Genomic DNA, 26822 nt, shown 5'->3' with positions numbered 1-26822 from the left:
AGGAAGCCCCCACAAGCCAGCCTTCGCGCTGGCTTGTGTGTATTCAAGCCATGACTATTTGGGAGTGAGCGCAGGACATGTCCCGCAATTCTTTTATTCAGCAGAGCTCTGACATCCAGGCTGCAGGCGGCCTGGTCCCTATGGTTATCGAGCAGTCCGCCCGTGGCGAGCGCGCCTACGACATCTATTCGCGCCTCCTGAAGGAGCGCGTGATCTTCCTTGTTGGCCCGGTCGAAGACTACATGGCCAACCTCGTCGTCGCACAGATGTTGTTCCTTGAGGCGGAAAACCCGGACAAGGATATCCATCTGTACATCAACTCGCCGGGTGGGTCCGTGACCGCCGGCATGTCGATCTACGACACCATGCAGTTCATCAAGCCGGACGTATCGACCATCTGCATCGGCCAGGCCTGCAGCATGGGTGCGTTCCTGCTCGCCGCCGGTGCCAAGGGCAAGCGTCACTGCCTGCCGAACTCGCGCGTGATGATTCACCAGCCACTGGGCGGGTTCCAGGGCCAGGCTACCGATATCGAGATCCATGCCCAGGAAATCCTGAACATCAAGGCGCGCCTGAACGAGCTTCTGGCCTACCACACCGGCCAGGATCTGGAAACCATCAAGCGCGACACCGAGCGTGACAACTTCATGAGCGCCTCGCGCGCAGCCGAGTACGGCCTGATCGACTCGGTATACGACAAGCGGCAACTGGCTTCCTGAAGCGGGAGGCCAGGGCAGGTAGGCGCATGACGCGCCTGCCTGCGGACTTGAAAAAGCCCGCAATTGCCTTCATCTTGTGTTGCAAGCCTACCGGATTGGATCGATCGAATGACTGACACCCGTAACGGCGAGGACAGCGGCAAATTGCTTTATTGCTCCTTCTGCGGCAAAAGCCAGCACGAAGTGCGCAAACTGATTGCCGGGCCCTCGGTATTTATCTGCGACGAGTGCGTCGACCTGTGCAATGACATCATCCGCGAGGAGGTGCAGGAAGCCCAGGCCGAAAGCAGCGCGCACAAATTACCTTCGCCGAAAGAAATCAGCGGTATCCTCGACCAGTACGTCATTGGTCAGGAACGCGCGAAAAAGGTGCTTGCCGTGGCGGTTTACAACCACTACAAGCGCTTGAACCAGCGTGACAAGAAGGGTGACGACGTCGAGCTGGGCAAGAGCAACATCCTGCTCATCGGCCCGACGGGCTCGGGTAAGACCTTGCTTGCCGAAACCCTGGCGCGCCTGTTGAACGTACCGTTCACGATCGCGGACGCCACCACCCTGACCGAAGCCGGTTATGTGGGGGAGGACGTCGAGAACATCATTCAGAAGCTGCTGCAGAAGTGCGACTACGATGTGGAAAAAGCCCAGATGGGTATTGTCTACATCGACGAAATCGACAAGATTTCGCGCAAGTCGGACAACCCGTCCATCACCCGTGACGTTTCGGGTGAAGGTGTGCAGCAAGCTTTGCTGAAGCTCATCGAGGGCACTGTTGCCTCCGTCCCTCCACAGGGCGGCCGCAAACACCCGCAGCAGGAATTCCTGCAGGTTGATACCCGCAATATCCTGTTCATCTGTGGTGGCGCGTTCTCCGGCCTTGAAAAGGTCATCCAGAACCGCTCCACCAAAGGTGGCATGGGCTTCGGTGCTGAAGTGCGCAGCAAGGAAGAGGGCAAGAAAGTCGGCGAGTCTCTGCGTGAGGTCGAGCCTGACGACTTGGTCAAGTTTGGCCTGATCCCCGAGTTTGTGGGCCGCTTGCCAGTATTGGCAACGCTTGATGAGCTGGACGAAGCAGCGCTTATCCAGATCTTGACCGAACCCAAGAACGCGCTGACCAAGCAGTACGCCAAGCTGTTCGAGATGGAAAGCGTCGACCTCGAGTTCCGCAGTGATGCGCTCAAGGCCGTTGCTCGCAAAGCGTTGGAGCGCAAGACTGGCGCCCGTGGCCTGCGTTCCATTCTGGAAGGCGTGCTGCTCGACACCATGTACGAGATTCCCTCTGCGAAGGAAGTCAGCAAGGTGGTGATCGATGAAAGCGTCATCGAGGGTACCTCGCAGCCGCTGATGATCTACGAGAACAGCGAGCCGCAAGCCAAGGCCGCGCCTGACGCCTGATCAAGGGGCAGGTCGCCTGACCGTGTAGCACAGAGGGGGCCTTGGGCCCCCTTTTTGCTTTTCCTGCGCCAGCGCTTGTAATTTCGTGGGTGTACCCCCACATTAGGTCCAAACATCAATTCCACGGTTTCCGGCCACTAAGGCCGCTGTAGAGGCGAAATCATGAAGACCACCCTCGACTTGCCTCTTTTGCCATTGCGCGACGTCGTTGTTTACCCGCACATGGTCATCCCGCTGTTTGTGGGGCGTGAGAAATCCATCGAGGCCCTCGAAGCCGCGATGACGGGCGAAAAGCAGATTCTCCTGCTCGCCCAGAAAAACCCGGCTGATGACGATCCGGGCGAAGACGCGCTATACCGCGTTGGTACCGTAGCCACCGTGCTCCAGCTGCTGAAACTGCCTGACGGTACCGTGAAAGTGCTGGTCGAAGGTGAGCAGCGGGGTACTGTCGAGCGCTTCAGTGAAGTCGATGGCCATGTGCGCGCCGGAGTGTCCCTGATCGACGAAACCGAGGCTGTAGAGCGCGAGTCGGAAGTATTTGTGCGCACACTGCTTTCGCAGTTCGAGCAGTACGTGCAACTGGGCAAGAAAGTGCCTGCCGAAGTGATGTCATCGCTCAACAGCATCGATGAGCCCGGGCGTCTGGTCGACACCATGGCCGCCCACATGGCCCTGAAGATCGAGCAGAAACAGGAAATTCTGGAAATCGTCGACCTGCCAACGCGGGTCGAGCATGTCCTGGCCCTGCTTGATGCCGAGATTGACCTGCTGCAGGTCGAAAAGCGCATCCGTGGCCGGGTGAAAAAGCAGATGGAGCGCAGCCAGCGCGAGTACTACCTGAATGAGCAGATGAAGGCCATTCAGAAAGAGCTTGGCGATGGTGATGAGGGTCACAACGAGCTCGAGGAGCTGAAAAAGCGTATCGAGGCCGCTGGCCTGCCCAAGGACGCCATGACCAAGGCCCAGGCTGAGCTGAACAAGCTCAAGCAAATGTCGCCGATGTCGGCTGAGGCCACCGTAGTGCGTTCCTACCTGGACTGGCTGGTTCAGGTGCCTTGGAAAGCGCAGAGCAAAGTGCGCCTGGACCTTGCCAAGGCCGAAGACATTCTTGATGCAGACCACTACGGTCTGGAAGAGGTCAAGGACCGTATTCTCGAGTACCTTGCCGTGCAAAAGCGCGTCAAGAAAATCCGTGGCCCAGTGCTGTGCCTGGTTGGCCCACCTGGCGTGGGCAAGACGTCCCTGGCCGAATCCATTGCCGCTGCGACCAACCGTAAATTCGTGCGCATGGCCCTGGGCGGGGTACGGGATGAAGCTGAAATTCGCGGCCACCGCCGGACCTATATCGGCTCCATGCCCGGCCGGTTGATTCAGAAGATGACCAAAGTGGGCGTTCGCAACCCGCTGTTCCTGCTCGATGAAATCGACAAGATGGGCAGCGACATGCGCGGCGATCCGGCCTCGGCACTGCTGGAGGTGCTGGACCCCGAGCAGAACCACAACTTCAACGATCACTATCTGGAGGTCGATTACGACCTGTCGGACGTGATGTTCCTGTGCACCTCCAACTCGATGAACATCCCGCCAGCGTTGCTGGACCGGATGGAGATCATTCGTCTGCCGGGTTACACCGAAGATGAAAAAATAAACATCGCAGTCAAATACCTGGTGCCCAAGCAGGTCAAGGCGAACGGCCTGAAAAAAGAAGAGCTGGAGATCGATGTCTCGGCCATTCGCGACATCATTCGTTACTACACGCGCGAAGCGGGTGTGCGTGGTCTTGAGCGTCAGATTGCCAAGGTCTGCCGTAAGGTCGTCAAGGAACATGCAGGGCAAAAGCAGGTCAACGTCAAGGTGACCGGCGAGCAGCTCGAACACCTTCTGGGCGTGCGCAAGTTCCGTTATGGCCTGGCCGAGCAGCAGGACCAGATCGGCCAGGTGACGGGTCTGGCATGGACACAAGTGGGCGGCGAATTGCTCACCATCGAGTCCGTGGTCATTCCTGGCAAGGGCCAATTGATCAAGACCGGTTCGCTCGGTGACGTCATGGTCGAGTCGATTACGGCCGCGCAGACAGTGGTGCGCAGCCGTGCCCGCAGCCTGGGGATCGCAGCAGACTTCCATGAAAAGCACGACGTTCATATTCATATGCCCGAAGGCGCCACCCCCAAGGATGGCCCGAGTGCAGGCATCGGCATGTGCACCGCGCTGGTGTCGGCACTCACTCAGATACCTGTGCGCGCGGATGTAGCGATGACAGGCGAGATCACGTTGCGCGGCCAGGTTCTGGCCATTGGCGGGCTCAAGGAAAAACTGCTGGCCGCACACCGGGGCGGCATCAAGACGGTGATCATTCCTGAGGAGAACGTGCGCGACCTGAAGGAAATCCCGGAAAATATTAAACAGGATCTGCAGATCAAACCGGTCAAATGGATTGACGAAGTCCTGCAAATTGCGCTGCAATACGCCCCGGAGCCCTTGCCAGATGTGGCTTCCGAGATTGTCGCGAAGGACGATAAGCGCGACAGTGAGGCAAAGGAAAGAATTAGCACGCACTAACAGTTTCAGCCCGGGTGGCTTTCTTGACAGTATTTTCGGCGCCTTGCTATAAAGCGGCACGTGAGTGTCATCAGGCCACCCAGCACCGTTTTCACACGCTTTTCTTTACATACTTAGAAACATACTCAATAGAGCACAAGGGGACTTACGAGTGAACAAGTCGGAACTGATTGACGCTATCGCCGCACATGCAGACATTCCCAAAGCCACTGCTGGCAGAGCGCTGGACGCAGTGATCGAAACCGTCACCGGCGCCCTGAAGCAAGGCGACTCTGTCGTTCTGGTCGGCTTCGGCACCTTCACTGTCAAGGAACGCGCTGAGCGTACTGGCCGTAACCCACAGACCGGTAAGGCGATCAAAATTGAAGCCGCCAAGGTTCCAGGTTTCAAGGCAGGTAAAGGCCTGAAAGACGCCGTCAACTAAGTCGTCTCTTTCAGCCGGACCCGGCCAGGCCAGGTCCGAGCACGCTGAAGGCGGGACGCAAACGTTACCGCCTGATTCGTATGCTAAGAAAAGGCGCATCCTCGGATGCGCCTTTCTTTTATCAGGACTCTACCCACGCTCCGCGGTTGTCGACGCAGTGGTACAGCCGTCTCTGGGGGACGCATGCTGCAAAATATCAGGGACAATTCACAAGGTTGGATTGCCAAAACCATTATCGGTCTCATTGTCGTATTAATGGCATTGACCGGGTTCGAAGCCATTTTCCAAGCCGCCAGCCACAGCCAGGATGCTGCCAAGGTCAACGGCGAAACGATCAGCCAGAACGAGCTGAGCCAGGCGGCCGACATGCAGCGCCGCCAGCTGGTGCAGCAACTGGGTAAGGACTTCGATCCTGCGCTGCTTGACGACAAGCTGCTGCGTGAAGAGGCCCTCAAGGGTCTGATCAGCCGCAAGCTGTTGCTCGAAGGTGCGAAGGATGCCAAGTTCGCGTTTTCCGATGCTGCGCTCGATCAAGTCATGCTTCAAACGCCGGAGTTCCAGGTTGACGGCAAGTTCAACAGCGACCGCTTCGACCAGGTCATCCGCCAGATGGGCTATGGGCGTATGCAGTTTCGCGAAATGCTCGGTGAAGAAATGCTCATCGGGCAGTTACGTGCCGGGATCGCCGGCAGCAGCTTCGTAACCGATCAGCAAGTCGATGCTTTTGCACGCCTTGAGAAGCAGACCCGCGATTTCGCGTCCTTGACCTTCAAGGGCGACTCAGCCGCGATCAAGATCAGCGACGAAGAGGTCAAGCAGCACTATGACGCCCATGCCAAAGAGTTCATGTCGCCTGACCAAGTCGTCATCGATTACGTAGAGCTCAAGAAATCGTCGTTCTTTGACCAGGCCAAGGTCACTGACGAGGCGCTCAAGGCTCAGTACGAGAAAGAGATCGCCAACCTGGCCGAACAGCGCCGCGCGGCGCATATCCTCATCGAGGTCAACGACAAGACCACCGATGCCCAAGCCAAGGCGCGTGCTGACGAAATCGAACAGCGCCTGGCCAAGGGTGAAGATTTTGCCGCGTTGGCGAAGGAATTTTCCCAGGACCCAGGTTCGGCCAGCAACGGCGGTGACCTTGGCTTTGCCGGCCCTGGTGTGTACGATCCGGCGTTCGAACAGGCGCTGTATCAGCTGCACGACGGTCAGGTCTCAGCCCCGGTTCGTACCGAATACGGCTATCACATCATTAAGCTGCTGGGCGTTGAAGCGCCCGAGGTGCCGAGCTTCGCGAGCCTGAAAGACAAGCTGACCCGCGACCTCAAGACGCCACTGGTCGAGCAACGCTACGTGGACGCCAGCAAGCAGTTGCAGGATGCCGCTTACGAGGCCTCCGACCTGGTGCAGCCGGCCCAGGACTTGAACCTCAAGGTGCAAACGTCCGCTCCGTTCGGTCGCGAAGGCGGCGACGGTATCACTGCCAACCGCTCCGTGGTGCAGGCAGCGTTCTCGGAGGAAGTGCTGGAAGAGGGTGCCAACAGCACCGCCATCGAGCTCGATCCGGAGACGACGGTGGTACTGCGCGTCAAGGAACACCGCAAGCCTGCACAGCTGCCACTCGAGACGGTTGCCAAGAACATTCGCGAGCATCTGGCCAAAGAGAAAGCCACCGCTGCCCTCAAGGCCAAGGCGGACAAGCTGATCGCGGGGCTGCGTGATGGCTCCATCGCCCCTGGAAGCGTTCAGGAAGGCCAGGGCTGGAAGCCCTATGAAGCCGTCTCGCGTGGTCAGGAAGGTATCGATCCTGTCGAGCTGCAGGCATTGTTCCGTCTCGGCAAGCCGCAAGCCAAGGACAAGCCCGTCTATGGCAGCGTCGTGCTGCGTGATGGCAGCCTGGTCGTGCTGCAACTCAAGGGTGTCAATGACGGTGCTGCGGCCACTGATGAAGAGAAGCAGCAGATCCGCCGCTACTTGGCGTCTCGTGCGGGTCAGCAGGACTTCGCCGCCTACCGCAAACAGCTGGAGGCCAACGCGGACATCACGCGTTACTAAAGCCGTTTGGAAACACGCGACAGGCCGCTATAAGCGGCCTGTTTTTTTTCCTGTGCGCAGGCACCGCAAGCGTTAGCGTTTGACACCCTCATGATTGTCCAATGTGTCGCGTGCGATCTCGCGGCCCAGTGCGATCAGCTCGGGCGCCTTGTAGAACTCGAAGAAGCGACACACACGCTTGGGCACGTTGATCAGTACGTCAGGCGGATAGCCGGCGATCTTGTACTGCGCCAGTGAAGTCTGCATGACTTCGAAACTCTGGTTGATCAAGTCCAGCAGCGAGGCCGGCCCTACGTTGTCGATGATGAACGAACCGGTGGCAGACTTGGGCGCGCCTTCGCTTTCGGGGGCCGCCGTAGGCTGCTGTGCCTGCGGATCTGCCGATTCGGCCAGCCACGGGTTCACGGGAGAAAAACGATCGCGCGTCATGCCTTTTTCAATACGGACCAACTCTTCGGCGGGCTTGCGGCGAAACGGCAGGTGCGAGCCAAGCGAGTTGATCAGTGCATCGAATCTCATCTTGAAGGCTGCAGGTCGCTCTATCACTGGAAGTTGATACTGCTTCTGGTTGGTGGCGTTGAGGTTGACCGCAATGATCAGGTCGCAGTGGCTCGATACCACGGGCACGATGGGTAACGGGTTGAGGATGCCGCCGTCGACCAGCATTCGGTTACCTTGAACCACGGGCGTGAATAGACTGGGTATGGCAGCCGAGGCGCGCATGGCTTGGTGCAGGCAGCCTTCCTGAAACCAGATTTCCTGTTGGTTGGTCAGGTCAGCTGCAACGGCGGTATAAGGAATGCGCAATTGCTCAATGTTGATGTCGCCTACTATCTTGCGGATCTGACCGAAGACCTTGTCGCCCCGAATAGCGCCCAGACTGAAGCTAACATCCACCAGGCGCAGGACATCCAGATAGTCCAGGCTCTCGATCCAGCGTTTGTATTGCTCAAGCTTGCCTGCAGCGTAAATGCCGCCAACGACCGCTCCCATGGAGCACCCGGCAATGCAGGCGATTTCATATCCGCGGCGTTCGATCTCCTCGATCACGCCGATGTGCGCATACCCTCTGGCCCCGCCTGATCCGAGCACCAATGCCACGCGTTTGTTCATCAACTTCCCTCAGCGTTCGCCACTTAAGCTCTACAATGCACGCATCGTACCCTTGGCAGCAATGCGCAACCTGTCGACGACCTGCTTGGTCAAAGCCAGGCGGGCACTTTTACAAGGGGTTGGCGTCGAACATGCATTGTTTCTCTCCCTCAGAGGTTTAGCTGATGAAAGCCTGGATCTGCCTGCCGTTGATTGCCCTGACCCTTGCTGGTTGCGCTGGCAAGACGGCGTACCGTGACAGCTGTGCCACACAACTGGACGCCGCCTGGAAGGAGCTTGACCTGGCCAAGGCTGAAGGCTTTGCGGGGGCCGTGAGTTATTCCAAGGCGCTGTCGCTGCTTACAGGCGCCAAGACGCAGCAGCAATTCGAGGGTTACGAAAGCTGCACGCGCAAGGCTGAAAAAGCACGCTTCTACATCCGTGAGTCCCGTGCCGGCCGTTGATCGAGGGTTGCCACATGTCTGACATGCTTGATCACCTCATCGCCCAGATCATCACCTTGCACGTCAGGCTCCTGGCGTGCCGCGAACGCCTGGCGGTCGACACTGACAGTGAAGCCCTGCACGACCTGCGCACCACCGTGCGCCGCCTGCGCAGCCTGGTACGACCACTGCGCGGGCTGCCTGGTGTGGAGCAACTCGAAAGTGCCGCCAAGGCGCTAGGGACGCTCACCACGCCGCTGCGCGATGCCGAAGTGCTGGGCGCCGCCCTCATTACCCAAGGGTTCGAGCAGGCCGGGCGCAGGCGTCTGCAAGGGCGAGGGCCATCCTACGCCAGCGTCGCACGTAGCCCGCAGCTGACCCGATTACTGGGGGCGGTGGATGCGTTTCCCGCGTTTTTGCGTGGCGCAGATCGCGATGGCCTGATTCAGGCGTTGGACAAGCGTATCGAGAAACGCTTGCGCAAACAGTGGCGCAAGCTGACCGAGGCCTTGCAGGATCCCAATCACGATCGTCACCGGTTGCGGTTGCTGATCAAACGAGCGCGGTACGCAGACGAAGCCTACCCCCAGTTCGGCCACGCCCCGAAGAAGCTCAAACGCACCCTGAAACGAGCACAGGGCGATCTGGGGGATTGGCATGACCGTCTGCAATGGTTGCTGCAAGCGCAACAGCACGCCGATCTGGCGGGCTGCATTAGCGGATGGCAACACCAGTTGGAAGAGGCCGAGCGGCGGTCGGACAGCACGCTGGACGCGTTGGGTGCTGCGTTGGCCCGTCGCAAGCCCGGACAATGACCGATATGAAGGCTGTTGCAGGGGTCAGGGCCGGCTAGGATGGGAGCACCGTTACCCGTGCAGGAGCTGCCCAATGACGTTCGAACAAGTGCTCGAGGCTGCCAGAGCTCATCCCGACAGCGTGCGCGTGCCGGCAGGCTGGGGCCAGGGGCGAGCGATTTTTGGCGGCCTGATGGCTGCCATGGTGTTCGAGGCGATGCGTTCCCGGCTAGGTCATGACCGCCCGGTGCGCTCACTGGCCATTACTTTCGTGAGTCCTGCCTCGGCAGATACCCCGATTCGGCTGGAGGTCGAGCTATTGCGCCATGGCACGGGTGTCAGCACGCTGCTGGGCCGCGCCGTGCAGCAAGGACAGGTGGTGACGCTGGTACAGGGCAGTTTCGGGGCTGCACGAAGCTCTGCCGTGTCCGTACCCGCCGTACCTGCACCAGAAATGCCGGCGCTTGAGGCGAGTGCAGCACCATTGCCTAATATCCCAGGTGTGACACCGCAATTCATGAAAAACCTGGAGTTGCGCTGGGCGATCGGTGGTCTTCCGTTCAGCGGCAATGACTCGCGCACCATGGGGGGCTGGGTGCGCCTGCGTGACCTGCAAGACGGGGAAATGAACGAGGCGCACCTGCTGGCGTTGGTAGACGCCTGGCCACCTAGCGTTCTGCCCATGCTCAGACAGCCTGCAGCCGGCAGTACACTTACCTGGACCATCGAGTTCGTCCAGTCTGTACGCTCGCTGAACGCTGGCGATTGGTGCCAGTACCGTGTGGAAACCGAATACGCACGCGAGGGATATGGCCATGCGGCCGCTGCATTATGGAGTGCAGACGGCGCATTGTTGGCCTTGAGCAGGCAAACGGTGACGGTGTTTGGGTGATGCCCGTCACCGCCGAGGCTTGTGACGGTCGCGCCAGGCCTGCCACCACGCGCCACTCACCACAAAACGCGGGAACGTGATGAACTGCTCGCTGAGTACACGTTGAACACGGTCGGTGCGGTTGATGAAGGGCTCTTGGGTATCAGCTTCCAGGCGATGGCCGTGACGTTGAAGTCCAAGGGCCGCGACCAGGGCGAGCACGCCGACCGCCAGCTGCACGATATCCAGCCCTAACAATCCGGACACGATCAACAGGACGCCCAGAATGAACAGCGGAACCGCAATCAAATGCAGCACCAGGTTTGCAGGGTGACGATGACTGTGCGGGTAGCCGCGCCATTGCCAGGCGAGCAGATTGGGTAGACGTTTGTTCATGGGCATTTCCTCTCGGTCATGCCCAAAGCGTAGTGTGCAGGTGCGGCCAGAGCCAATCGCCACTGCCTATGACCGTTATAGCTTCAGTTGACCTATAGCCTTGTTCAGCGCCCCGGCCAGTGTCGCAAGTTCCGAACTGGTGGTGGCCGAACCTACGGTCTGCTGCACGGTTTGCTCGGTCACATCACGGATGCTGACGACGGCACGGTTCATTTCCTCTGCCACCTGGCTCTGTTGTTCGGCAGCCACGGCGATCTGGGTGTTGCTTTCACGCATCTGCGCCACTGCCCCAGTGATCTCGGCCAATGCCGCTCCTGCTTCCTGGGCCTGTTTCACACAATCGTCTGCTTTGTAGGAGCTTTCCTGCATAAACTCGACCGCATCACGCGTGCCTGACTGCAGGGCAGACACCATGGTAGTGATCTCGTCGGTAGATGACTGAACGCGTTTGGCCAGGTTGCGGACCTCATCGGCCACCACGGCAAACCCACGACCCAGGTCACCGGCACGGGCCGCCTCTATGGCCGCGTTCAATGCCAGCAGGTTGGTCTGCTCGGCAATGCTGTGAATGACACTGACCACACCATTGATCTTCTGGCTGTCTTCGGCGAGTTGACGGATCATTTCGGCGGTCTGCTGAACGCCGCTGGAAAGCCCGGCAATGGACGTCTGCACGCGATTGACCACGTCTTTCCCACCGCCGGCGAGCGTGTCGGCAGTCTGGGACAGATCGCGGGTCGCCCCTGCATGCTGGGCGATATGGTAGACAGTGGCGGACATTTCATTGATGGCTGTCGCGGCTTGGTCGGTTTCGCTTTGCTGGCCGAGCATGCCGTGACGCACCTCGTTCATGCTGGCCGCAAGACGCGCGGCACCTGAGTCGAGCTGTGCTGCGGTGGTGGCGACGGTGCTGACGATACGGTGGTAGGTGCCCTGCATGGCGTTGAAGGCGCCCGCCATCTGACCGACTTCGTCACCGCCGGCCAGCGGTACACGCGCCGCCAGATCACCGGTTTTTTCCACATGCAGCATCACGTCCTTGAGCGTGTTGAGTTGGCTGAGTAGAAAGCGGATCAGCAGTTGCGAAGCGGCGAGCATGGCCAGCATCAGAATCAACACGCACACCGCGTAATGCGTAAATCGATCGATGAAGACCTGGCGCAGGCTGGGTGACTGGGCGATCACGGCAACACGCTGATCACCTCTCTGCAGCACATGAGCGCCCTGAATGGGGTCTTGTCCCAACAGTTGGTTGGAGGGCAGCGCTATCCAGCCCTGAGCGCCGCGCAAGGCCTCCAGGGGCTCGCCGGCAAAGGAGGCCATCTGCCCTGCACCCCAGGTGATGACGCTTGCCGAAAGAGGCAAAGGATGGCCTTGTGGCCACGCTGCCAGCAGGTTTGCCTGGGCGTTTGCTTGATGTTCAGCGCCTTCAGCACGGGCGCGCTGCTCCAGATGGACGGCGTACAGCACCAGCAGCAAGGTGGTCACGAAAGCGACGGCGTTGACCGCCCAGAACTTGTATTTCAGGGAAACATTGCTAAGCCAGGCACCCATGGGCAGGTCTTCTCTGAGTTGAGCGGAAACAATATTGGCAAGGTGCCATCATTGTGTCCGCGGCGACTCGAGGGGTGTTGATATGTATCAAGAGATATCAGGATTGCGACGGCAATTCGAAGAATGCCTTGGCCGTGGCAGTAGTGTGCGCGGCGATATCTTGCAGGGTTTCCCTGCGGTGCAATGCCACTTCTCGCAGGACCTCAGGCAGGTACGCCGGCTCGTTACGCCCGTTCTTGGGCTTGGGGCGCAGGCTGCGCGGCAGTAAATAGGGGGCATCGCTCTCCAGCATCAAGCGGCCGGTGGGTATACTGCCCACCAATCCATGCAGGTGCGTCCCGCGCCGTTCATCACAAATCCAGCCAGTGATGCCGATGTGCAGGTCCAGGTCCAGGTAGCTGAACAGCGCAGCACGTTCCCCGGTGAAACAGTGGACCACGGCTGCTTTTAAGTGGTCGCGATACTCTTTGAGGATGGCCAGCAGGCGCTCACTGGCGTCGCGCTCATGGAGAAACACCGGAAGCTGGCACTCCACGGCCAATGCAAGCTGGGCGTGCAAGGCCTTCTCCTGCGCAGGGCGTGGAGAGAAATCGCGGTTGAAGTCCAGGCCGCATTCGCCCACGGCGCGCACCCGCGGCTCGGCGAGCAGTTGGCGCATGTGCTGTTCGCTCTGGCTGTTCCAGCTGTTTGCATCGTGCGGGTGGACGCCAGCCGTCGCGAACAGGTGAGTCTGCGCGCTGTCCAGTTGCTGGCAAAGGACAATGGCCTGTTCACTCACAGGCAGGCTGGTGCCCGTCAGGACCATTTGCTCGACGCCCGCCTCCAAGGCGCGGTGGACCACTTCCGCTTGGCGGCCATCGAAACTGCTGTTGGTCAGGTTGACGCCAATATCGATCAATTGCATGGTGCTACCTCGTGCCGCAGGGACGCCAGCATAGCAAAAGCCCGTGCCGAACTGGCTGTCCAAGAACTTCAAGTCCAGGGCATGGTCTTTTTGACCTCAAGCCCAAACGTGGCGAACGTCATGCTGGCCACCCACTCACGACGGATACCTCAAATGCCACGCTACTGGCTCATGTTCATGCTGCTGTTAGGGTTGCCTCTGGTCAGCCAAGCGCAGACGCAGGTACGTCCACCGGGCCCGCAGCATCACATTGCGCCAGCCAATGCCCGCGACCTCCAGCACATTCGCAGCAGCAAGGTCTTGCGCGTGCTGGTCAATCAAAGCCGCAACAGCTCTGGGGAAGTGAAAGGCGAGCCAGTGGGCGTCGAGTACTACCGCTTGCGCGCGCTCGAGCACTTTCTCAATGCCCGGGTAGAGGACAGCCAGCGTATCGAGCTCAAACTGATCCCACGCGCCAAGGAGCAGCTCCTAGGCGCACTGGGGCGCGGCGAAGGCGATTTGGCTGCACCAGGGGAACTGCTCGATCCTGCCACGGTGCGTAACGTAGTAGCAACTGCCCCAGTGCGTGATCAGGTGGCGCTGGTGTTGGTTGGGCGCAAGGGGGAGCGCGCCTTCAGCCAGGCGGAACAATTGTCAGGTCGCACCATCGCGCTGACAAGCGCCAGTGCCGCGGGCCCGTTGATCGAGCAACTGAACCAGCGTCTGGCCATGCGCAAGCGTCCCCCGGTCAAGGTGGAGTGGGTCGATCCGACCCTAGCGATCGAGGATGTGCTGGAGATGGTCCAGGCCGGTATCTATCACTTGACCGTGGTCGAACAGCCGATCGCCCGCCGCTGGTCAAAGGTCATGCCGAAGCTGCGTGTCAACCTGCGCGTGCACCTGGGGCCCTCGCAAGCCATGCGCTGGTACGTTGGTCGTGACTCGCCGCAGTTGCAGGCATCGGTCGACCGCTTCCTACAGAACTATCGCGCCCCTGACAACGAGGATGCAGCATTCGAACGCATCTATCGGCGTCAGTACCGGGTACACAACCCGCTCGCCCGCCAGGACCGTCAACGGCTGGCCTCGGTCAGCGCCGTGTTGCAAAAGCATGGCCAGGCGCAGCAGATCGACTGGCTCAACCTTGCCGCCTTGGCATTCAAGGAGTCGACCCTCAACCCGGCCGCGCGGGGGGCAGGGGGCGCACACGGGTTGATGCAAATCACGCCGGCGGCTGCCCAGCGGGTCGGGGTCAGTAACATCAAGACGGTGGACGGCAATGTTCAGGCCAGTGCGCGTTACCTGGCCCTGATCCGTCGCAAGTTCTTCTCCAGCCCCCGCATCAATGAACGTGAGCGCATGGCGTTCGTGTTGGCCGCCTACAACCTGGGGCCCGAGCGCGTGCAAGCCATGCGCGCCGAAGCGCGCAAGCGTGGGCTCAACGGTAACCAATGGTTCTTCCAGACCGAACGCATCGCCATGGAGCAGGTGGGCATGGGGCCGGTCAACTTCGTCAACAGCGTGAACAAGTACTTCCTGGCGTTCAATCGGGAGCGGCGGGTGCTGGAGCCCAAGGGCAAGCACTAAGCGAGGCTGCACCGAGGCGGGCAATTGGCCAGAATCGTGCGCTTGCATGTTCGGTTCAATCGCTCTAGCATGACGCCTGCGCCGATTTAAACAGCTACTTGCGGGGCGCAGAGACGCCCGAGGGGTGTCCCGAAATACCGCTAAAGCGCTGGTTCGGTGACGCCTCCCACCGCTGCCCAGCGAGATTGGCGAGGCGGAGAATTCACCATGAGTTGCCCACGTACCAGTGTCTGTCTAAGCCCTCTGCCTGTCAGTCAGGCGTCGCGCACCCCGCGCATCCTGCTTGGGGGGGCGCACCAGCCCACACTTTTGCGCCACCTTGAAGGCTTGTCTCGTCGACGAGGCCAGGCCCGTGCATTCCTGATCCAGTTCGCTGAGACCGGCGAGCATTTCGCCCAGTACGCCAATGACCGGTTCGACCTTGCCGTGATTCAAGCGCCCGCGCCCGAGGCCTCGGCCGAAGTGATCGGCCATCTGGTCCGTATCGCGCGCCAAGGGCTGATCACGGCACGCTGAAAGTCTGCCGTCTCCTGCGACGGTGCAAAGCGATCAGGGTTTGACGAATCGTGGCGCGGCTTCGTGTGCATCGTATTGAATGTCGGTGACGTCCCAGTATGCTTCTCCCGTGGGTGTGCGCACCATGATCTCGTCCCCGACGCACTTGCCTATGCAGGCCCGGGCCATCGGTGAGTCGATGGAGATGAAGTCCTTGCGGTCGTAGATTTCATCCGCGCCAACGATTCGGAACCGCTTGCTTTGGTCGTGCTCGTTGGCGATGGTCACCCATGCTCCAAAAAACACTTTTCCTTCCTGCGCGGGCGAGTAGGGCACCACGCGCAGGTTCTCGATGCGCTTGCGAAGGTAGCGGACACGTCGGTCGATTTCCCTCAACCTTTTCTTGTTGTACTGGTAGTCCGCATTTTCACTGCGATCGCCCAGTGACGCCGCCCAGGTCACTTTGCGCGTGATCTCTGGTCGCTCATCGCGCCAAAGCCAGTCCAGTTCATCTTTCAGGGCTTGGTAGCCTGCTTCGGTGATGAGGTCAGTCGCCATGTTTGCCTTTTTTCCATATCCGAACCTGGCCAACATTGTCGCTGCGCGCACGGAGAGGTGGCACAGGGTAGCCGGGAGGCTACAGACGTTAACCGCCCAGATGCGCCATGTTCAAGCACTGGAGTCAGCGGTGAATGGTCCGTGCAGCTGAGCCACGTCATGGCCTTGGCCGAGTTCATGGTGCGTCCGCATGCTTGCAAGAAGCCCCGGACGACTGGCTGCAGATTGCGCAACTACCCAATCGACGTGGTCAGCTGTGATGGCGGTCGTCAGGGCATTGCCAGATAATGGGCGCTTTCAATGCCGACAATGACTTGCATCATTCACAGGTGAGGAACTCTCGATGGTAAATGTCCGGCCGCGTCCCGCGGTCAATGGAGTGGCTTCGGCCGACCGCGTGCTGACGGTACTTTCTGCGTTTCAGGTGGGGGACACGGCGCTGACGCTCGTCGAGCTCGTCGAGCGTACCGGGCTGATCAAAAGTACCATCATGCGCCTGATGGTTTCGCTTGAGAATCACGGCTATGTCAACCGCATGGCCGACGGTCGCTACCAGCTGGCCAGTGAAGTGATGCGGCTTAACGCCGTGTACGAAGAGGGTATCGATCTGGAGCGGCACGTGATGCCCAGGCTGCACCTTCTGGCCGAGCGTACGGGTGAAACGGCGTCGTTCTACGTGCGCCACGGCGCCTACCGCATGTGTCAGTACCGGGTGAACTCCCCCCATCGCCTACGCATGCACGTTCAACCTGGCGATATGCGTCCGATGGACGATGCTGCCGGCGCCCAGGCCTTGCGTACACCGTTTGCCAGCGGCATCACCATGCAGAAGCCGTTTTTCTCGATGGGGGCCACGGACCCGCATGCGGCTTCGGTAGCCTTTCCCGTCTACGGGGCAGGCGATGAACTGGTCGGGGCATTGGTGCTGTCAGGCCCTTCAAGCCGCTTGACGCCAGAGTGTGCCGAGGCGATCAACGAGGTCTTTCTCGACGCAACCCGCGATCTGATGCGTAGCCTGGGTTGCAAGGCCGCGTAGTTTTTCAACGCTTTTTCAGCCAACCGTTCACCGCCGTTTCACAGGCGTGGTACTCGTTCGAACGCCTGGTGATCTGCGAGGCTTCTCCAACCCGCAGGCGCCAGGTGCGTCAGGCTTGGCGACCTTCGCCCTCGGCGCTTGTCACCAATGCAAATGGCTTATCGCAATCCCCCTGCTTGACGGTGGGATGGAGCAGGTGCTCAAGCGCAGCGGAACCCCCTTCAGGCGGCCGGAACGGTTGGCGTTTGGGCTGATCGAGCCCCCAGAGCACGTGCTCCAGGCGCATAAGATGTTCATAAGCGCCGGCGCGGATCGTGACGGCCAACAGTTATGCTGTGGCGCCTTTCACCTGCGCCACGATCATAGGCGGGTGCTGCGGTATCCGCCCTGAGCATATCGAACAACTTCATGAACACATCGGGATCGAGCCAGAGGGCATCGCACCTTCAGGTGGCTGACCAAGACCAGCAGCGGTATTTGGAGAAGCACGGCCTGGGCAGCTGCTCGCCGTAAGCCTGGCACGTCGGCAAGACGGTCCCGAGTCACGCAGGGCCGCCTTGGCCTCACCCTTCACGCAGGACGGTGAGCGGTGAGGCATCAAGTGCGCGGCGAGTGCCGAGCACACCCGCGCAGCCTACCAACAGCGCGCCTGCGACGGGCATGAGCAGCAACCACGGGTGCGGGCTCCAGGGCAGTGCGAAAGCGTAGTGATACAACACCAAGGTAATCAGCTCGCACCCTAGCGCCGCCAGCAAACCGCTCAAAGCCCCCAGCAAGCCGAATTCGATGCGCCGTGTCTTGACCAGCAACTGGCGTTGGGCTCCCAGGGCACGCAAGAGCGCACCTTGGCGAATGCGCTCATCCAAGGTGGCTTGAAGGCCTGCGAACAAAACGGCCAATCCCGCGGCCAGTACGAACAGCAGCACATACTCTACTGCCAGCGTGACCTGGGCAAGTATGCTGCGCAATTGGGCGAGCAATGCATCGACCTGGAGGATGGTCACCGCAGGAAATGCGCGTGACAGGGCGACGATCTCCTGATCATGCCCGGGGGAGAGGTAAAAACTCGTCAGATAGGTCGTAGGCAGCCCTTGCAAAGTGCCGGGTTGGAAGATCATGTAGAAGTTGGGCTGGAAGCTGTCCCAATGCACGCTGCGCAGACTGATCACCTTGGCCTGACGTTGCTGGCCACCAATATCGAACGTGAGTGTGTCGCCCAACTTCAGCTGAAGACTTTCGGCGAGCTGGGCCTCTACCGATACGCCAGGTACCTCGACATCGGTTGGTGACCCTTGCCACCAATGGCCACCGGTCAATTGGTTGCCGTCAGGCAACTGCGCCGCCCACGTCAGGCTCAGGTCACGTTGCACGGCGCGTTCGCCTGCGGAGTCCTTCGTGACGATCTGTTGAACGGGCTGCTGGTTGATCTCGATCAGCCGCCCCGGGGTGACCGGGTACAGAGGAGCAGCAGCGGCGTTGATCTGTTTGAGCTGTTGGGCGAAGCGATCCTGATCGTCAGGCAGAATATTGAGTGCGAAATAATTCGGGGCGTCTTCAGGCAGCTGTGCCTGCCAGGTGTCGAGCAGCTCTGCACGCAGCAGCGCGACCAGGCCCATGGCCAGCAGGATCAGCCCGAAGGCCAGGGCCTGCCCAGCGGCGGCCGTGGGGTGGCGAAGCAGCTGGCCCAGCCCTAGCCGCCAGGCCAACGGCGCCCCTGACAGGAGCCGACGCAGGCTGCGCAAACCCAGCCACAGCAACCCGCCCAGGACCAGGGCCGCCGCCAGGCCACCTGCCAGGAGTGCGAAGGTCAGCAGCAGGTCAAGGCTTAGCCGCCACATGATAAGACCCAGGGCGAACAAGGCTGCACCGTAGACCAGCCAGCTGCTGGGAGGGACAGGGAGCAAGTCACGACGCAACACCCGCAACGGGGGCACTTTACCCAAAGCTGCAATCGGCGGCAGGGCAAAGCCTGTCAGCGCGACCAGGCCCGTGGCGATTCCAGCCAAGGCCGGCCACAGGCTGCCTGGCGGTACGTCGCTGGGCAGTAATCCGTGCAACAGCTCGAACAAACCCAGCTGCGCGAGCCAGCCTACTGCGGCCCCCACGATCGCCGCTGCAAACCCGAGCATGGCCAGCTGCAAACTGTACAGGAGCAGTGCCTGGCGCCGCGACAGTCCCAGGCAACGAAGCAGGGCGCTGGCGTCCAGGCGCCTGGCGGCATAGCGGCTGGCAGACAGCGCCACGGCGACACCGGCCAGCAATACTGCAACGAGGCTGGCAAGGTTCAGGTAGCGCTCGGCTTTGCCCAGTGCGCCGCCGATTTGCTGGTTGCCATCGCGGGTGTCGCGCAACCGCTGGCTGGCCGAAAGCGTGTTATCGACGCTGGCACGGTATTGCGCCAATGCCGCGGCAGGGCCGCTCCACAGGTCACGGTAAGTCACGCGGCTGCCGGGTTGTATCACACCGGTCGCCGGCAGGTCCGCCAGGTTCATCATCACCCGTGGGGTCAGGCTGTAGAAGTTGTTCGCCCGATCCGGTTCATAGGTCAGCACGCGGCTCATGCGCAGGGTCTTCATGCCCACATCGATGCTGTCGCCGATGTTCATGCCCAATGCCGCCAGCAGCCGGGGTTCTACCCACACCTCGCCGGCTGCCGGCCCGCCGCCTGGGTTTTCCTCGGCATAAGGCTCGGCGGCGCTGCGCACCTGGCCACGCAGTGGATAGGCGTTATCGGCGGCCTTTACCCCCGCGAGCTGGATACCGTTATCTGCGCCGACCACGCTGGTGAATTCGACCACTTGGGCGTGATGCAGCCCCAAGGCCTCGCCTACCGTAATTTGTGACGCCGCCGCTGGGGCGCTGCCTTGCAGCACCAGGTCGGCGCCCAGAAACTCACTGGCGCGCAATTGCATGGCACCGTTGAGCCGTGCGCCAAAATACCCGATGGCAGTACTGGCCGCTACGGCGACCAGGAGCGAGAAGAACAACACCCGAACTTCACTGGCCCTGAGATCACGCAGCAGCTGCCGCCAGGCCAGCCCCAGCAGGCGCGACGCCGGCATGCCCTTCATCCGGCCTCCAGGGGGCTGACCAGCTGGCCCGCGTCCAGGCGGATATGACGGTGACAACGGTGCGCCAGTCGCTCGTCGTGGGTTACCAGGACCAACGTGGTTCCGCGCTCCTGATTCAACTCGAACAGCAGGTCGCTGATACGCTCGCCCGTGTGGCTGTCGAGGTTGCCCGTCGGTTCGTCGGCAAACAGCACGGCGGGCTGAGCGGCGAAGGCTCGGGCTAGGGCCACCCGCTGTTGCTCACCGCCCGACAGTTGCCGCGGCGTATGGCTCAGCCGTTGCCCTAGGCCTACGCGTTCGAGCAAAGCGCGCGCGTGATCGCGCGCGTCTGCGCGGCCATGCAGTTCCAGCGGCAACATCACGTTTTCCAGTGCATTGAGGCTGTCGAGCAACTGGAACGACTGGAACACGAAGCCCACGTGCTCGGCCCGGATGCGCGCCCGCTGGTCCTCATCGAGCGCGCCAAGGTCGTGCCCGGCGAGCGTCACCGAACCTTCGCTGGGCTGATCAAGCCCGGCCAGCAGCCCAAGCAGGGTCGACTTGCCTGAACCTGAGGCGCCGACGATGGCAAGGCTGTCCCCCGCGGCCAGCTCCAGCGATAGGGGGTGCAGGATGGTGAGTTCACCTTCCGCGCTGGTGACCACTTTGCTAAGGTGCTGCGCAACGAGCATGCTGGGGCCCATGGAGAATCCGATGCGAATGTGGTTGATGAGTGCCGGCCTGGCCCTGTATTGCCTGGCCCAGAGCGCGACTGCGGGAACGGTGCTGATTGTCGGTGATAGTATCAGCGCAGGTTTTGGCCTGGATACCCGCTACGGGTGGGCATCCTTGTTGCAGACCCGCCTGCGCCAGGAAGGTTTCGACGACAAAGTGGTCAACGCGTCGATCAGTGGCGACACCAGCGCCGGCGGGCAAGCGCGGCTGCCTGCGTTGCTGGCGGCGCACAAGCCGGCGGTGGTGGTGCTGGAGTTGGGAGGCAACGATGGGTTGCGCGGGCAGCCGCCAGCGCAATTGCGACAAAACCTTGCCTCAATGGTCGATCAGTCGCGCCAGGCAGGTGCCAAGGTGCTGCTGTTGGGCATGCAGCTGCCTCCCAACTATGGTGTTCGCTATACCACGGCCTTTGCCAAGGTGTACGAGGAGCTGGCCAAGGAAAAGCAGGTGGCCCTGGTGCCGTTTTTCCTGGAAGGGGTAGGGGGCGTTCCTGAGTTGATGCAGGCCGACGGCATCCATCCCGCCCAGGGCGCCCAGCAGCGGCTGCTGGAAAATGCCTGGCCGGTGCTTAAACCGTTGCTCTGACGCTTTAAACGGGGGCGGGTTTGGGCTAATGTTGCGCCCCCCGTTCCGAGTACCCCCGATGCCGCGCCCTGCCTGGTCCCTTTTCGCCTACCAATTGATCGAGCCCGACGAACAGCTTGACCTGTTCGCCTGCCAGGAAAGTCGCGTTCACCTGGTCGCGCGGCAGCTCGAACTCGGCGTGCCGGTAGATAGAACATTGTGCGGGGGTTTATTGCCCGCGCACCCTCGCTGGTCCGGCGTACCACGCACCATCTATCGCGATACCCGACTGTGCGAGCTGTGCCGTGCCATTCTGGACGCGCAACGGCGGGGCATGCGGCCGATCTGGCCCCAGCTGCAGGCAGTCTAGGCGCGCACCTTTCATCATCTGTAACCGTGTCGGGCTCCGGGTGCCTCCCGCTGCTTGGGGCGGGGGTGTACAATCATGGCTTTCGTCCCACCTTCCAAAGGATTTACCGGATGTTGCCGCGCTTTCCCGCCGTCACTCGTAGCCTGTCCCTGGCCGCCTTGCTGGTAGCGGGGCCCACTGTCGCACTGGAGTTGCCACTGCCGCCACCTGGGGACGACATCGTCGGTCAGGTGCATGTGATCAAGGCCAAGTACGAGGATACATTCGCCGATATCGGTACGGCCAATGATCTGGGCTATCTGGAGATGATCGCCGCCAACCCGGGCGTCGATCCCTGGCTGCCTGGCGCCGGCACCGAAATCATCTTGCCCACGCGCTACATCCTGCCACCGGGCCCTCGCGAAGGTATCGTCATCAACCTTGCCGAATACCGCTTGTATTATTACCCCAAGGGCGAGAATGTCGTGCACACCTTCCCGCTGGGGATCGGTCGCGAAGGCTGGGGCTCGCCAATTGCCAATACCAAGATCATCGCCAAGACGCCAAACCCTACCTGGACGCCGCCGGCGTCGATTCGGGCCGAACATGCGGCCGATGGCGACATCTTGCCTGCCGTGGTTCCGGCCGGCCCGGACAACCCGCTCGGGCCCTTCAAGTTCACCCTGGGCGTACCAGGTTATCTGATCCACGGCTCAAACAAGAAATTCGGGATTGGCATGCGTACCAGCCATGGCTGCTTCCGCATGCTCAACAACAATGTGCTGGAACTGTCGGGCATGGTGCCAGTGGGTACGCCGGTTCGCATCATCAACGAACCGTACAAGTTCGGGTTGAGCGGGGGCAAGGTATACCTCGAAGCCCATACGCCGCTGGATGATCAGGGCAATCCGTCGGTGGTCGACAAGCATACGGCGGTCATCAACGCGTTGCTCAAGCGCGAAGACCTGGCCAATAACCTGCGCATGAACTGGGACATGGTCCGCGATGTCGTGGCTGCTGAAGACGGTATGCCGGTGGAGATTGCCGTGCCCGTCGACAATCAGGGCGCCACACCCATGGTCTCGACGCTTCCAGAGGAGATGCAGTAACCCGCTGTGCGAACGGCGTTGCCAAGGCGCACCAGGCGTCTTGGGCGGCGCATCGCGCCAACGTGCGATTTCGAAACCAAAAAAAAGCCGACCCCCAAGGGGGTCGGCTTGATAACAGCCCCGAAGGACTATTATTTGCGGCTGGCTTTGTCCAGCATGCGCAGTGCGCGCTCATTGGCTTCGTCAGCGGTCTGCTGAGCTTTCTGAGCGGCTGCCAGTGCGTCGTCAGCCTTGCGGTAGGCTTCATCGGCACGAGCTTGTGCGCGGGCTGCTGCGTCTTCGGTTGCAGTCAGGCGAGCTTCGGTTTCTTTGGAGACGCTGCTGCAACCGGTAGCCAGAACTGCGGCCAGAGCCAGAGCAGAGAATTTCAGAACGTTGTTCATCGTGTTCCCCTTCAAGGACTTTCTATTAATGAGCCATCTCTCAGAAAAGAGAAACTGGCCGGCGTACATAGTACCCATTACTTGTAGTAAGTAAACTGACTGAACGCAAGAACTGCAAAAAAAAACAGTGCGCAGTGTCTGCGCCCACACTGGCCAGTGGCTCCCAGCCCCGAGGCAGCGGTGCAACACGACACTAACGGCAACTTTCGTGTTGAACTAAGGGTGACTTCTACTGTCTTTGTGCGTCTTAGTCGTACATCATTTGTCGGCAAAGCTAACGTCACACTTAACAGCGTAAGCGGTTGGTAGCTTGCATTCATTCAAAGCGCTTCACTTGAGCAATCCACGGGTATGCGCCTAGTATGTGGGTTTACAGAAAGCCCGAACGAACGCAGACGTCCAGCGGTCCAACGCGCAATAGATGATGCATGTGCCAAGTGTGCCGGGTATTGACCATCGATCAGGCTAAGGGTCTGCCGGAAAGGCCCGCAAGGAGTAGTGATGAGCGAAGCGCTGACCATCCACCATGACCAGGCGGGTCATCAGTTCGAGACCAACGTGGACGGTCATCGTGCCTACCTCACCTACATGGACTTGGGTAAGCAGACGCTGGACATCTACCGCACGTTCGTACCCAACGCCTTGCGTGGACGTGGGATCGCCGCTGCCCTGACCGAGCGCGCGCTGCAGTATGCCGAGCAGATGGGCTACACGGTGATACCCTCGTGCTCGTACGTGGAACGTTACATGGAGCGTCAGCAGCGTCACGCCAGCAAGGTGTGACCACTGCTTCGGGCAACGGGGCCTGGATGGCCCCTTGAGGTCTCAGGCGCGATTGCGCTGAGGCAGTACGTCCTTCAACTTCGTGCGCATGCTGCGCAACGTCTTCTCAGTCGCTGACCAGTCGATGCAGGCGTCCGTCACGGAGACGCCGTACTGCAACTGCGACAAGTCCTTGGGAATGGACTGGCAGCCCCAGTTCAGATGGCTCTCGACCATCAACCCGATAATCGATTGGTTGCCCTCCAGAATCTGGTTCGCTACGTTTTCCATCACCAGCGGTTGCAATGCCGGATCCTTGTTGGAGTTGGCATGGCTGCAGTCGACCATGATGTTGGCCTTGATCTTGGCCTTGGCCAGGTCCTGTTCGCACAGGGCGACACTGACCGAGTCGTAATTGGGTTTACCGTTGCCGCCGCGAAGCACGACATGCCCGTAGGGGTTGCCCTTGGTGGTCACGATGGAAACGCCACCTTCCTGGTTGATCCCAAGGAACCTGTGCGGCTTGGACACCGACTGCAGGGCGTTGATGGCGACGGTCAAGCCACCGTCGGTACCGTTCTTGAAGCCGACAGCCGACGACAGGCCAGAGGCCATTTCGCGATGGGTCTGCGACTCGGTGGTACGTGCACCGATGGCTGACCAGCTGATCAGGTCCTGCAGGTATTGAGGGGAAATCGGGTCCAGTGCCTCAGTGGCTGTGGGCAGCCCCATTTCGGCGAGGTCCAGCAGCAGCTTGCGACCGATGTGCAAGCCATCCTGAATCTTGAAGGAGTCGTCCAGATAGGGGTCGTTGATCAGGCCTTTCCAGCCCACAGTGGTACGCGGCTTCTCGAAATATACACGCATGACCAGGTACAACGTGTCCGACACTTCTTCGGCCAGGGCCTTAAGGCGCTCTGCGTACTCATGCGCGGCCTTGATGTCGTGGATGGAGCAAGGGCCGACCACGACGAACAGGCGGTGATCCTTGCCATCGAGAATATTGCGCACCACGTCACGGCCAGCAGTCACGGTCTGCAGGGCCTGGGCGCTAAGGGGAATTTCCTTCTTGAGCTGGTCGGGGGTGATCAGCGTCTCGTTGGATGCAACGTTCAAGTCATCGATCGGTAAATCAGCCATCGTGTTACTCGTCAGGTCACGGGTGCCGGCCGCCAGCTATCCCCGTGCGGCCCAGCAGCAAGAATAATCGCAGCGGGGAGCCGAACCTTAGCGCGTTAGCGTTTGCGCCACAATGGGCATTGCCCCGCGCAGACGGGGTTTTTCCGGGTGGCGGGGTGGACAGCGAACATTGACCTGCGCGAAGGTGCTTGACCGGTGTGAAAACAGCCTGACATGAGAAGGAGAACCGCATGCGCGCGCGCAACCCCCGGATTGGCATCATCGGCAGTGGCGCCATAGGCGGCTTTTACGGGCTGTTGCTGGCAAAGGCCGGCTTCGATGTGCACTTTTTGCTCAGAAGCGAGTACGAAGCGGTCCGTCAGCATGGGCTGACCGTACACAGTGCTGTCCATGGGCAGCTGCATGGCAACGTGAATTGCTACGCCGACGCCGCGCAAATGCCGCCGTGCGATTGGCTATTGATAGGTGCCAAAGCCACTGGCAACCCTCAACTGGCACCGCTGATCGTGCAGGCCGCTGCACCGGATGCGAACGTGGTCCTGCTGCAGAACGGACTGGATGTCGAAGCGCAACTGCGCCCGTTGCTTCGTGCTGACATGCACTTGCTTGGCGGGTTGTGCTTCGTCTGCGCCGACCGCCAGGCGCCCGGCGTGATTCGCCATCAGGCGTTAGGCACCGTGAACCTGGGTTACCACAGCGGCCCCAGTAGCGATGGCGGACGCCGCCTGGTGGAGCAGGGGGTTTCATTGTTCCAGGCTGCGGGGGTGAATGCCGTCGGCATGCCTGATCTGGCTGGCGCACGGTGGCAGAAGCTGGTCTGGAACGTCCCATTCAACGGCTTGTCAGTGCTGCTCGATGCCAGCACGGCCCAGCTGCTGGGCGACAGCCATGCTCGCACGCTGGTGCAAGCCTTGATGGAGGAGGTGATAGGGGGCGCCGCCACTTGTGGTCATGCCATGCCCGCAGGCTACGCCCAGCAGCTGCTGAGCATGACCGAGCGCATGCCGGATTACTGGCCCAGCATGTACCACGACCATGTTCACCATCGGCCGCTCGAAATAGAAGCCATCTATGCAGCACCTCTGGCCCGCGTCCAGGCGGCAGGTTGCCATTTGCCCCGCATGGAGATGTTGTACCAGTCGCTGACGTACCTCGGTAAACGCAGTGAAGGGACCATGCGCTAGGCGCAGTCATGCATCAGCCTGGGCAAGCGAGGCGCTGATGCGCTGCTAAGCTCAAGCTTGCCCTGCCGCCATGGCAGTCGAGGAGGTCGAATGATCCGCTCTCTGCTGTACGCCACAGACCTCGGCGTCTATGCGCCATTCGTGATGCAGCATGCGCTTGCGTTGGCGCGCACATTCGGTGCCGAGTTGTACGTGATTCATGCGGTCGAACCGATGGGCCAGTTTGCTGAATCCCTCCTGCAAAGTTACCTGGATGAACACACCCTTGATCAGCTGCACAGCCAGGGCGTAGGCACGGTAATGGCCAACATCGAGCAGCGTGTACTGGAAAATTTTCGAGAAGAGCTGGGGGAGCAAGCCGATCTGGCAGTGCTCAAGGCGGTACGCGTACGCCAGGGCGACCCTGCGCAAGTGATCCTGGATCAGGCGCAGCGTCTGAGCGCCGACTTGCTTGTCTTCGGCAGCCACAGCGCCGGGGCCGGCGTGGACGTGCCCTTGGGTAGGACCGCGGTCAGACTGCTACAGCTTTCGCCGGTGCCGGTCTACATGGTCCCTTTGGCACAGCATTTAGGTCGTAGGAAGGCCTGAATTACGCTGTAGGCATATTCCAAGCTGTGTAACAAAATAGTTCTAGATTTATTGCGATTACCACTAATATAGTTATATATCGTCGCTGCCCGCTGCCGCT

General features: G+C 60.6%; 27 protein-coding genes. 18 read left to right on the top strand and 9 right to left on the bottom strand.

The annotated features are described in order from the left end of the window. Positions 1-77 precede the first annotated feature (77 nt). The 5 genes from clpP (at position 78) to FH041_RS09235 (ending at position 7149) form a co-directional block, all read left to right on the top strand. A complete protein-coding gene (gene clpP / locus FH041_RS09255; RefSeq protein ID WP_023536171.1) occupies positions 78-719 on the top strand; it encodes an ATP-dependent Clp endopeptidase proteolytic subunit ClpP in 642 nt (213 codons plus the stop codon). 108 nt (positions 720-827) lie between these two features. Then, the gene (gene clpX, locus FH041_RS09250) at positions 828-2111 is read left to right on the top strand and encodes an ATP-dependent Clp protease ATP-binding subunit ClpX (protein WP_023536000.1); all 1284 of its coding nucleotides are present in this window, start codon (positions 828-830) and stop codon (positions 2109-2111) included. A gap of 162 nt (positions 2112-2273) precedes the next feature. Further along, a complete protein-coding gene (gene lon / locus FH041_RS09245) occupies positions 2274-4670 on the top strand; it encodes an endopeptidase La (protein WP_140174451.1) in 2397 nt (798 codons plus the stop codon). Between the two features lie 151 nt (positions 4671-4821). Beyond that, positions 4822-5094, top strand: a complete 273-nt coding sequence (locus tag FH041_RS09240) for an HU family DNA-binding protein (RefSeq protein WP_028686926.1) — start codon at positions 4822-4824, stop codon at positions 5092-5094. A gap of 183 nt (positions 5095-5277) precedes the next feature. Further along, positions 5278-7149, top strand: a complete 1872-nt coding sequence (locus FH041_RS09235) for a SurA N-terminal domain-containing protein (RefSeq protein WP_104926054.1) — start codon at positions 5278-5280, stop codon at positions 7147-7149. Between the two features lie 72 nt (positions 7150-7221). Here FH041_RS09235 and FH041_RS09230 read toward each other — a convergent pair whose 3' ends face one another. Then, positions 7222-8262 carry a patatin-like phospholipase family protein gene (locus FH041_RS09230; protein WP_027914587.1) on the bottom strand — a complete coding sequence of 347 codons (1041 nt, stop codon included), beginning with the start codon at positions 8260-8262 and terminating at the stop codon, positions 7222-7224. 164 nt (positions 8263-8426) lie between these two features. On the opposite strand from FH041_RS09230, the gene FH041_RS09225 reads away from it, so the two are divergent. The 3 genes from FH041_RS09225 to FH041_RS09215 all read left to right on the top strand — a co-directional run bounded on the left by FH041_RS09225 (position 8427) and on the right by FH041_RS09215 (position 10370). After that, positions 8427-8705 carry a hypothetical protein gene (locus FH041_RS09225; RefSeq protein ID WP_023536014.1) on the top strand — a complete coding sequence of 93 codons (279 nt, stop codon included), beginning with the start codon at positions 8427-8429 and terminating at the stop codon, positions 8703-8705. Positions 8706-8719: 14 nt separating this feature from the next. Then, positions 8720-9499, top strand: coding sequence for a CHAD domain-containing protein (locus FH041_RS09220; RefSeq protein WP_027914588.1), 780 nt, complete (start codon positions 8720-8722; stop codon positions 9497-9499). 73 nt (positions 9500-9572) lie between these two features. Beyond that, entirely contained in the window at positions 9573-10370 is a 798-nt protein-coding gene (locus FH041_RS09215) for an acyl-CoA thioesterase II (protein WP_049696273.1), read from the top strand. Between the two features lie 6 nt (positions 10371-10376). Here the strand turns inward: FH041_RS09215 and FH041_RS09210 are convergent, their stop codons facing one another. The 3 genes from FH041_RS09210 to FH041_RS09200 form a co-directional block, all read right to left on the bottom strand. Then, on the bottom strand, positions 10377-10745 hold the full coding sequence (locus FH041_RS09210; protein ID WP_027914590.1) for a hypothetical protein: 369 nt from the start codon (positions 10743-10745) through the stop codon (positions 10377-10379). Between the two features lie 75 nt (positions 10746-10820). Further along, positions 10821-12299, bottom strand: coding sequence for a methyl-accepting chemotaxis protein (locus tag FH041_RS09205; protein ID WP_088523002.1), 1479 nt, complete (start codon positions 12297-12299; stop codon positions 10821-10823). A 97-nt stretch (positions 12300-12396) separates the two neighbouring features. Further along, positions 12397-13203 (bottom strand): TatD family hydrolase, encoded by an 807-nt coding sequence (locus FH041_RS09200; RefSeq protein ID WP_088523001.1) that lies wholly within the window; start codon positions 13201-13203, stop codon positions 12397-12399. 153 nt (positions 13204-13356) lie between these two features. Here FH041_RS09200 and FH041_RS09195 point away from each other — a divergent pair, with 153 nt between their 5' ends. Then, entirely contained in the window at positions 13357-14769 is a 1413-nt protein-coding gene (locus FH041_RS09195) for a transglycosylase SLT domain-containing protein (RefSeq protein ID WP_088523000.1), read from the top strand. A 207-nt stretch (positions 14770-14976) separates the two neighbouring features. Beyond that, positions 14977-15285 (top strand): hypothetical protein, encoded by a 309-nt coding sequence (locus FH041_RS09190; RefSeq protein WP_027914594.1) that lies wholly within the window; start codon positions 14977-14979, stop codon positions 15283-15285. A gap of 33 nt (positions 15286-15318) precedes the next feature. On the opposite strand, the gene greB is transcribed toward FH041_RS09190, so the two are convergent. Then, positions 15319-15822: a transcription elongation factor GreB gene (greB, locus tag FH041_RS09185; RefSeq protein ID WP_049696270.1), complete on the bottom strand. Its 504-nt coding sequence runs from the start codon at positions 15820-15822 to the stop codon at positions 15319-15321. A 343-nt stretch (positions 15823-16165) separates the two neighbouring features. On the opposite strand from greB, the gene FH041_RS09180 reads away from it, so the two are divergent. Both FH041_RS09180 and FH041_RS23210 read left to right on the top strand, forming a co-directional pair. Beyond that, complete coding sequence (locus FH041_RS09180) at positions 16166-16858, top strand: IclR family transcriptional regulator (RefSeq protein WP_027914595.1); 693 nt, start codon at positions 16166-16168, stop codon at positions 16856-16858. Between the two features lie 314 nt (positions 16859-17172). Next, complete coding sequence (locus tag FH041_RS23210) at positions 17173-17316, top strand: homocysteine S-methyltransferase family protein (protein WP_158545152.1); 144 nt, start codon at positions 17173-17175, stop codon at positions 17314-17316. Positions 17317-17421: 105 nt separating this feature from the next. Here FH041_RS23210 and FH041_RS09170 read toward each other — a convergent pair whose 3' ends face one another. Next, positions 17422-19929 (bottom strand): ABC transporter permease, encoded by a 2508-nt coding sequence (locus FH041_RS09170; protein ID WP_140174449.1) that lies wholly within the window; start codon positions 19927-19929, stop codon positions 17422-17424. Then, positions 19926-20612: an ABC transporter ATP-binding protein gene (locus FH041_RS09165; RefSeq protein WP_028686934.1), complete on the bottom strand. Its 687-nt coding sequence runs from the start codon at positions 20610-20612 to the stop codon at positions 19926-19928. The genes FH041_RS09170 and FH041_RS09165 overlap by 4 nt, the downstream gene beginning before the upstream one ends. Before the next feature lie 10 nt (positions 20613-20622). On the opposite strand from FH041_RS09165, the gene FH041_RS09160 reads away from it, so the two are divergent. From FH041_RS09160 to FH041_RS09150, 3 genes are all read left to right on the top strand, one after another. Then, a complete protein-coding gene (locus FH041_RS09160; protein ID WP_104926058.1) occupies positions 20623-21228 on the top strand; it encodes an arylesterase in 606 nt (201 codons plus the stop codon). Between the two features lie 58 nt (positions 21229-21286). Then, positions 21287-21577, top strand: a complete 291-nt coding sequence (locus FH041_RS09155; RefSeq protein WP_027914600.1) for a hypothetical protein — start codon at positions 21287-21289, stop codon at positions 21575-21577. A gap of 110 nt (positions 21578-21687) precedes the next feature. Further along, complete coding sequence (locus FH041_RS09150; protein ID WP_027914601.1) at positions 21688-22665, top strand: L,D-transpeptidase family protein; 978 nt, start codon at positions 21688-21690, stop codon at positions 22663-22665. Between the two features lie 131 nt (positions 22666-22796). Here the strand turns inward: FH041_RS09150 and oprI are convergent, their stop codons facing one another. Then, the gene (gene oprI / locus FH041_RS09145; protein ID WP_003259780.1) at positions 22797-23048 is read right to left on the bottom strand and encodes an outer membrane lipoprotei OprI; all 252 of its coding nucleotides are present in this window, start codon (positions 23046-23048) and stop codon (positions 22797-22799) included. Positions 23049-23549: 501 nt separating this feature from the next. On the opposite strand from oprI, the gene FH041_RS09140 reads away from it, so the two are divergent. Then, positions 23550-23831, top strand: coding sequence for a GNAT family N-acetyltransferase (locus FH041_RS09140; protein WP_023536046.1), 282 nt, complete (start codon positions 23550-23552; stop codon positions 23829-23831). Positions 23832-23873: 42 nt separating this feature from the next. Here the strand turns inward: FH041_RS09140 and FH041_RS09135 are convergent, their stop codons facing one another. Beyond that, positions 23874-24950, bottom strand: coding sequence for a 3-deoxy-7-phosphoheptulonate synthase (locus tag FH041_RS09135; RefSeq protein WP_027914602.1), 1077 nt, complete (start codon positions 24948-24950; stop codon positions 23874-23876). Between the two features lie 230 nt (positions 24951-25180). Between FH041_RS09135 and FH041_RS09130 the strand changes: the two genes are divergently transcribed. Together FH041_RS09130 and FH041_RS09125 are read left to right on the top strand one after the other, a co-directional pair. Further along, the gene (locus tag FH041_RS09130) at positions 25181-26134 is read left to right on the top strand and encodes a putative 2-dehydropantoate 2-reductase (RefSeq protein WP_110606824.1); all 954 of its coding nucleotides are present in this window, start codon (positions 25181-25183) and stop codon (positions 26132-26134) included. 90 nt (positions 26135-26224) lie between these two features. Beyond that, the gene (locus tag FH041_RS09125) at positions 26225-26722 is read left to right on the top strand and encodes a universal stress protein (protein ID WP_104926060.1); all 498 of its coding nucleotides are present in this window, start codon (positions 26225-26227) and stop codon (positions 26720-26722) included. Positions 26723-26822: the final 100 nt, after the last annotated feature.

It is taken from the genome of Pseudomonas sp. SWI7, assembly GCF_006351945.1.
Classification (GTDB): Bacteria; Pseudomonadota; Gammaproteobacteria; order Pseudomonadales; family Pseudomonadaceae; genus Aquipseudomonas; species Aquipseudomonas fulva.
Note: the sequence above shows the minus strand (reverse complement) of the source record. Positions and strands in the feature narration are given on the sequence as shown.